This is a genomic window from Streptomyces sp. NPDC055078 (genome assembly GCF_053607985.1).
On sequence record NZ_JBSGUP010000418.1, the window covers coordinates 1 to 7233 of the forward strand.

At 72.7% G+C, this 7233-nt stretch carries 7 protein-coding genes; 3 read left to right on the plus strand and 4 right to left on the minus strand.

The window, feature by feature from the left end:
- The first annotated feature begins 427 nt into the window (after positions 1–427).
- Positions 428–1957 carry a helix-turn-helix domain-containing protein gene (locus ACWF94_RS27905; protein ID WP_453494215.1) on the plus strand — a complete coding sequence of 510 codons (1530 nt, stop codon included), beginning with the start codon at positions 428–430 and terminating at the stop codon, positions 1955–1957.
- Between the two features lie 292 nt (positions 1958–2249).
- Here the strand turns inward: ACWF94_RS27905 and ACWF94_RS27910 are convergent, their stop codons facing one another.
- Genes ACWF94_RS27910 through ACWF94_RS27920 form a run of 3 tightly spaced genes read right to left on the minus strand, consistent with a single transcriptional unit; the run spans position 2250 to position 4583 of the window.
- A complete protein-coding gene (locus tag ACWF94_RS27910; RefSeq protein ID WP_453494218.1) occupies positions 2250–3491 on the minus strand; it encodes an MAB_1171c family putative transporter in 1242 nt (413 codons plus the stop codon).
- On the minus strand, positions 3488–4054 hold the full coding sequence (locus tag ACWF94_RS27915; protein ID WP_453494220.1) for a toxin-antitoxin system, toxin component: 567 nt from the start codon (positions 4052–4054) through the stop codon (positions 3488–3490). The genes ACWF94_RS27910 and ACWF94_RS27915 overlap by 4 nt, the downstream gene beginning before the upstream one ends.
- A gap of 46 nt (positions 4055–4100) precedes the next feature.
- Entirely contained in the window at positions 4101–4583 is a 483-nt protein-coding gene (locus ACWF94_RS27920) for a helix-turn-helix domain-containing protein (RefSeq protein ID WP_453494223.1), read from the minus strand.
- A 278-nt stretch (positions 4584–4861) separates the two neighbouring features.
- Here ACWF94_RS27920 and ACWF94_RS27925 point away from each other — a divergent pair, with 278 nt between their 5' ends.
- Positions 4862–5314: a nuclear transport factor 2 family protein gene (locus tag ACWF94_RS27925; protein ID WP_453494226.1), complete on the plus strand. Its 453-nt coding sequence runs from the start codon at positions 4862–4864 to the stop codon at positions 5312–5314.
- Entirely contained in the window at positions 5311–6186 is an 876-nt protein-coding gene (locus tag ACWF94_RS27930; protein WP_453494232.1) for an SGNH/GDSL hydrolase family protein, read from the plus strand. Before ACWF94_RS27925 ends, ACWF94_RS27930 begins: the two co-directional genes overlap by 4 nt.
- Positions 6187–6407: 221 nt before the next feature.
- On the opposite strand, the gene ACWF94_RS27935 is transcribed toward ACWF94_RS27930, so the two are convergent.
- Positions 6408–7233, minus strand: an 826-nt coding sequence (locus tag ACWF94_RS27935; protein ID WP_453494229.1) for a PP2C family protein-serine/threonine phosphatase, incomplete at its 5' end; no start/stop codon positions are given.

The window sequence follows — 7233 nt, forward strand, 5'->3', positions numbered from 1 at the left end:
GGCTCGGGCCGTGCACCACCGAAGGGCATTCACCGGCACCCGGGCGGCCCGAGCGGGTGCCGCTCCGGCCACACCCCTCGGGGGATGCGAGCCCGGAGGGCCGGTCGACGGACTCGCCCCGGCCCCCGGCCACTGTGGCCGGGGGCACCTCGCGTTGGCGCCCGGCGGGGGGCGGGCGCCCGTGACGGAGGGGCGGCGAAAGAGGCACTCCCCCAGGCGGCGGAGCACCGGCACCCGTACGCGCGGGTGACGGCACCACCCTCCCGCCCCCGCGCCAGCGCACCGGCACCCGAACGGCCACCCCGGCTGGCGCGGTGCGCGGAATGGACGGACCGTCAAAGAGCGTGCCGCACGCGCCCGGCGGGCCCTCACCCATCCGCCACCCCCAGCGCGCGACCCATCTCATATCTGAGATAGCCTCCAACGCATGGGAGACGACTACCTCGTACGCATCGGCAAGCTCATCCGTGACGCACGACAGCATCGCGGCTGGACTCAGACGCAACTGGCCGAGGCACTCGGTACCAGCCAGAGCGCGGTCAATCGCATTGAACGCGGTAACCAGAACATCAGTCTTGAGATGATCGCGCGTATCGGCGAAGCGCTCGACAGCGAGATCGTGTCGCTCGGATACGCCGGGCCCATGCATCTGCGGGTGGTCGGCGGGCGCCGTCTCTCCGGTGCCATCGATGTCAAGACGAGCAAGAACGCCTGTGTGGCGCTGCTCTGCGGCACCCTGCTCAACAAGGGCCGTACGGTGCTGCGCCGGGTCGCGCGTATCGAGGAGGTCTACCGGCTGCTGGAGGTGCTCAACTCCATCGGCGTACGCACCCGCTGGATCAATGACGGCCTGGACCTGGAGATCGTGCCGCCCGCCCGGCTCGACCTCGGCGCCATCGACGCGGACGCGGCCCGCCGGACACGGTCGATCATCATGTTCCTCGGCCCGCTGCTGCACCGGGCGGACTCCTTCAAACTGCCGTACGCGGGCGGCTGCGACCTCGGTACGCGCACGATCGAGCCGCATATGATCGCGCTGCGCCGCTTCGGTCTCGACATCACCGCGACCGAAGGGCTGTACCACGCGCGGGTCGAGCGGTCGACGGTGCCGGACCGGCCGATCGTCCTGACCGAACGCGGTGACACCGTGACGGAGAACGCGCTGCTCGCGGCGGCCCGCCACGACGGGGTGACCGTCATCCGCAACGCCTCCTCCAACTACATGGTCCAGGACCTGTGCTTCTTCCTGGAGGCGCTGGGCGTACGGGTCGAAGGCGTGGGCACCACGACGCTCACCGTGCACGGGGTGCCCACCATCGACGTCGATGTCGACTACTCCCCCTCCGAGGACCCGGTGGAGGCGATGAGCCTGCTGGCCGCCGCCGTGGTGACGGAGTCCGAGCTGACCATCCGCCGGGTGCCGATCGAGTTTCTGGAGATCGAGCTGGCGGTGCTGGAGGAGATGGGCCTCGACCACGACCGCTCCAGCGAGTACTCGGCGGACAACGGCCGGACCCGGCTGGTCGATCTGACCGTGCGCCCCTCCAAGCTGGAGGCGCCGATCGACAAGGTCCACCCGATGCCGTTCCCGGGGCTGAATATCGACAATGTGCCGTTCTTCGCGGCGATCGCGGCGGTGGCGCAGGGCCAGACGCTGATCCACGACTGGGTCTACGACAACCGGGCGATCTATCTGACCGATCTCAACCGGCTGGGTGGCCGGCTCCAGCTCCTCGACCCGCACCGCGTCCTGGTGGAGGGCCCCACCCGCTGGCGCGCCGCGGAGATGATGTGCCCGCCCGCCCTGCGACCGGCGGTGGTGGTGCTGCTGGCGATGATGGCGGCCGAAGGCACCTCCGTACTGCGGAACGTGTATGTGATCAACAGGGGGTACGAGGAGCTGGCGGAGCGGCTCAACTCGGTGGGTGCACAGATCGAGATCTTTCGGGACATCTAATCTTTTGTCAGGACCAGGTCCTGGACTGCCGGGCAGGCCCTGGTCCGCCCGGTAGACTCTGGTCCGCCCGGTAGACCCCGATCTGTCCGGTAGGCCCTGGTCCTGTCGGCGGGGCGCCGTCGGAAGCGCCCTAGGGTCTTTCGTTTGGATCAGGCTGGGTCAGGGAGCGGGGTCTGGTGCCGTGGATCGCAAGGCGGAGGAGGGAGTCCACGCGGAGCGTAGGCGACTGACGACAACGCGGCGAGGTGCGGTGCCAGGGCACGCGAGCCCAGCAAGATCCAAACGAGAAGCCCTAAGGGCTCGTCGCCGTGGGTCGCTCCGTCCCCGCCACGGGGTGGCGGGGGCCCGCGGTGCGTACCGCATCGGCCACCACGGGTGAGTCCGCGAACGCGCGGGCGACCCGGGTCAGCCAGGCCAGTTCATCCATGCCCTCAGGGGCGCCGGACGCGGACGCGGGCCGGGGTGGGGTGTCCGGCGGGGGCCCGTGCGGGGGTGTTCGGGCGCTGGCGATGGCGCCCTTCAGCAGCGCGGCCTCGACGACGGCGGTGAGTTCGTCCGGCGGCAGTCCGGCCTCGCGGCCCAGGCTCCGGGCGCGGGCGGCGACACGCTCGTCGGTGGCCTGCCAGACGGCGAGCCTGCCGTCGTTGATCTCGGCGAGCCGACGGGTCAGCCGCAACTGGAGGTGCCACCAGGGGATCCTGGCGGGCAGCACGATGGTGGGCGCCGCCGTACGCAGCGCGTCCCACAGGGGGAAGAGCGCCCGATGGCCCCGGCGGGAGTCGAGCCGGTCGCGCAACCGGGCGAAGCGGCCCGCCCACGCGGGGAGCGCGAAGCCCAGTGCGCCGAGGGTGAGTCCGGCCATGGCGCAGAGGGCGGACGCCGTGGTGTTGAGGCGGTCCCAGTCCGTACCGGCCCACCGCGCGGCCATCGCGGTGGCCCTCAGGGCGCTCACCCCGATCCCGAAGGCGGCACCGGTGGTGATCAGCCGCAGCCCCCGCCGAAGCCAGGGGTCCTCGGCCAGCCGGGCCCAGCGCAGACACGCCCGGACGACGCCGGCCATCGCGATCGCCTGGGCGGCCAGACAGAGCAGGGTGAACGCGGCGATCGCCGGTTCGGTCGCGTAGTAGGTCTCGAAGTCGATGTACCGCGCCACGGGTGCGTCGCCCAACCAGAAGAGCGCGGTCATCGCCACCACGACCAGGCCGTACGCCACGGTCCACCGGATGACGATCACCCGGGCCGCCTCGCGCGGCTCCTGCCAGTACACGATGAGGACCCGTACGGCGGCCGACAGGTCCACCACCAGCGAGAAGTTGATCAGAAAGGCCAGATTGGGCACCCCGGACAACTGGTTGACCGCGCGGATCGACTCGGGGGCGCAGAGGGTGAGGATCGCCGCACAGGAGAAGACCGTCGCACACACGGCCCGGCGCATCGGGTCGCGGCCGGAATGGCGCAGCCCGGACAGTTTCGCGGCGAACACGACCCACAGTGGGACGGCACAGGTCCAGTAGCCGATGGTCCGCCCCGTCATACGAAGCCCCCGTCGCCTACGAAGCCCTCGTCGCCGTCGCTGCCGAGCGTGCGCTCCACCCGGTGCAGGGCCGGCTCACCGGGGACTTCCCGGCCCGCCCTGGGCGGGGTCCGGGTGAGCCGGGCGAGCAGCAGCGAGGCGAAGAGGTCGGCGTCCCGCTCGGACGCGGCGTCATAGGGGCCGCGGGCGGCCATGATCCGGCCGAGGGCGCTGGCGTCGAGAGTGCCGAGGTCCATCCCGGACAGCGCGGGTGCGGAACCGGCACCGTCGCCGGAGCGGCGTGGCTCCACGATGTGCCAGATCTCGTGACAGGTGATGAGCAACTGATGCCAGGGGCTGGTGCGCAGCTCGCACAGGATGTGGTCGGTGTCGCCGGTGGCGATCCACAGACCGCTGACCGTACGAGGGGGGAAGGGGACCAGCGTATGGCGGACCGCGCGTCCGGACCGTTCCGCCACCCGGCGGCACAGGGCATCGATCAGTTGCCCGGGGCCGGCGGGTGGCGGGACATCCAGGCCGCGGACCAGCGAGGCACAGACTCGCCGCATGGCTCTCCGCTTCATCGGCGCACCGCCCTCCGTCGGCCCGCCGGTCGCGGCCGGTCGGGTATCAGTCCTCGCCCCGCGTGCCGTGCCCGGAGGAGGTCCCGTCGCCCCGCGTACCGTGCGCGGAGGAGGCCCCATCGCCCCTCAGGACGACCTCGACGATCCGGCTCACCGCGGCGAGGCTCTCCGGGGAGAGTTCCAGGGCGCGCAGCGCGAGGTCGCGCACCTCGTTGTTCCGGGCCACCCTGGCGAGGGCGATCTCGGCGTCCACCTGCTGTGCGGCCCCCTCGTCGAAGAAGTACGCGGCGGGTACGCCGAAGAACGCCGCCAGAGCCTGGAGCAGTTCGGTCGACGGGTTCGTCTTCGAACCCCTGCGCAGGGCCGAGAGGTAGGCACCGCTCACCCGCACCCCGGGGGCCTCCCGTTTGACCGCGAGGGCCACCTCGTCGTTGGTGTACCTGCGCCCGCGCAGCCCCTCGGGCCGGATGCTGTCGAAGAGTCTCTCCAGTTGACCGCAGAGGGCAGGCGGCTGCCGTGATCCCGTCACTTCTTCCCTTCCCTCATCACCTCATAGTGGATTCGACTGAAAGTTGACTGTCAATCGCACCCGCTCAACCTACAGTTGACCGCACAATCGAGCAGGGACGTCTTCTCAACTACCAGACGAAGGAACAGTGTTGAAGTCAACCGCACGCCCACCCACACGACAAGGGCACCCTGTGGCGTACGTCCGCGACGCCGCCCCGGCCGGGGAGAGCCCGTCGCCGACCGACTCCGCCCGCCAGCCCGGCACCCCGGCCGACGACGAGAGGATCTCCCGGCGCCATGAAGCCCCTGGCCTACCGCGAGGCCGTCGAAGCGCTGGACTTCCCGGCCGTCGCACGGACACTCGCGCCCGATGTGACCTTCTTCAGCCCGGCCACGGCCCACCCCTGCCGGGGGCGCCACCGGGTGGCCGCGGCCCTGTACGCCCTGTCGGACATCCGCCAGGACCTCCGGTACACCCGCGAACTGACGGACGAGGGGGAAGCGGGCGCACTCAGCCAGGTGCTGCTCTTCGAGGCCCGGGTGGCAGGCCGGTCCCTCCAGGGGTTCGATCTGCTGACGTACGGAACGTCGGGGCTTGTGACCGATCTGACCGTCATGGTCCGGCCGCTGCCGGCGGCTCCGCGGCCCCCGGGGTCCGACTGGCCGCCGGCCGGGACAAGTCCTGGGACCCGGCACGGCGCCGGGATGCCCGGTAGCGGTACGGGGATACGCCGATGTCCGGGCCCATGAGCCATGCCGTCCGGCCGCTCTCGCTGCTGCTCGCCCCCGCGCTGATTCCGCAGGCCCTGTGGGTGAGGCGGCGGACCCCGCGCCTTCCGGTCGCGGCCGGTACCGAGGGCGAGTCGCCAGGCGGGTGGTCTGACGGGTCATCCGGCGGGTCGCCCGGCGGTTCATCCGGCGGGTCGCCCCGCGGGTCGTCCGGGCACGGCCCGGCGCTCCGGCTGCTCGTGGCCGGTGATTCCATGGCCGCGGGAGTGGGGGTGGCGCACCAGAGCCAGGGGCTCGCCGGTCAACTGGCCGCCCGGATGGCCGCCGGTACCGGCCGCCCGGTGCGCTGGCGCGTGGTGGCCCGCAGCGGAGCCACCGCCGTCTCCACCGCGCGGCTGCTCGCCGACGACGCGTCCGCCGGGCGGGAGGCGGCGGGCCGCGAGCCGGTCCCGGAGGGCGGCGGCGACCCTGATCTGGTCGTCGTCGTGGTGGGGATCAATGATCTGCTGCGGTACCGGGGGCTGCGGGCCTGGCGGCGCGATCTCGGTGTCCTGGTCGGCACGCTCCGCGAACGGTGGGGGGCACGCGTGCCCGTCGTCTTCTCCGGGATGCCTCCCGTCGGGCACTTCCGCGCGCTGCCCCAGCCGCTGCGGGCCGTCCTGGGGCTGCGGGCACGCCGGATGGACCGGGTACTGCTGCGGAGTGCGGCGGGCAGCGGCGTGCGGTATGTGCCGCTGCCCGCGGCGGGCGACGTTCCGGGCAGGGAGGGCGGCGTCGCGGACGAGGCGGGTCTCCTGTTCGCCCGGGACCGGTTCCACCCCTCGGCGCGCGGCTACGCCGAGGTGGCCCGGGTGCTGGCGCCGCTCGCGCTGGAGTCGGTGGGCGCCCGCTGACCGTACGGCTCAACTGCCGGTCGGGGCCCGCGAACCGTACGGTTCACCCGCCGGTCCCGGCCCCGGCGGGCCGTACGAGGTCGCCGTACGAGGTGGCCCGCCGGCCCCGGCGGCCGTACGACGTCGCCGTACGAGGTCGCCCACTGTGGCGGATGCCATGACCGTCCGCGCCGGCGCCCGCGCTCCACCGGTTCGCTGGTGCCCCGGACCGTGGCTCCGGCTCACTCCTGCGGTGCTCCCTGGCTGTGGATTCTCGCCGCGAGCACGGCGACGTCGTCCTCCGCGTGCGCCGCGTCCAGTCGCGTCAGCAGTCCGTCCACCAGGTCGTCCAGCGGGGCGCCGGGGTCGGGCACGGGCCGGGAGAGCCGGGCGAGGGAGGTGTCGATGTCCTCGTGGCGGCGCTCGATCAGGCCGTCGGTGAACAGCAGCAGGGTGTCCCCGGGGTGCAGGGCGCGGGAGACCGTCTCGTAGCCGCCGACGCCGGTGCCGAGCGGCGGCCCTACGGGGACGTCGACCAGTCCGGCGGTTCCGTCACGGCCGAAGACCGCCGGTGGCGGATGGCCCGCGCTGGAGAAGGTGACGAGCCCGCGGGCGGGGTCCACCCGGGCCAGCAGACAGGTGGCCGGGCGGCGGGCGGACCCGGCGGCGATGTGCTGGTCGAGATGGCGCAGCACGCGGTGCGGCGGCAGGTCCGCCGCCGCCACCTCCCTCAGGGCCGTACGGTAGCTGTTCATGTCCACGGCGGCCTCGACCCCGTGGCCCATCACATCACCCACCACCAGCAGGGTCCGCCCGAAGTGGAGCCGTACGGTGCCGAACCAGTCACCGCCCACCACGGTGCCCGCGCCGGAAGGCAGATAGCGGGTGGTGAGCTGGAGGTTGGGGTGCGGCAGCCCGGGGTCGCCCAGCAGCGCGCGCTGGAGTTCGGCGGCGGTGCGCACGGACCGGGCGAAGAGCCGGGCGTGTTCGACGGCGACCGCCGTCCGGCGGGCGGCGGCACGGGCGACCCGTACGTCGTCCCGGGTGAACGCCCCCTGCGCGCGGGCC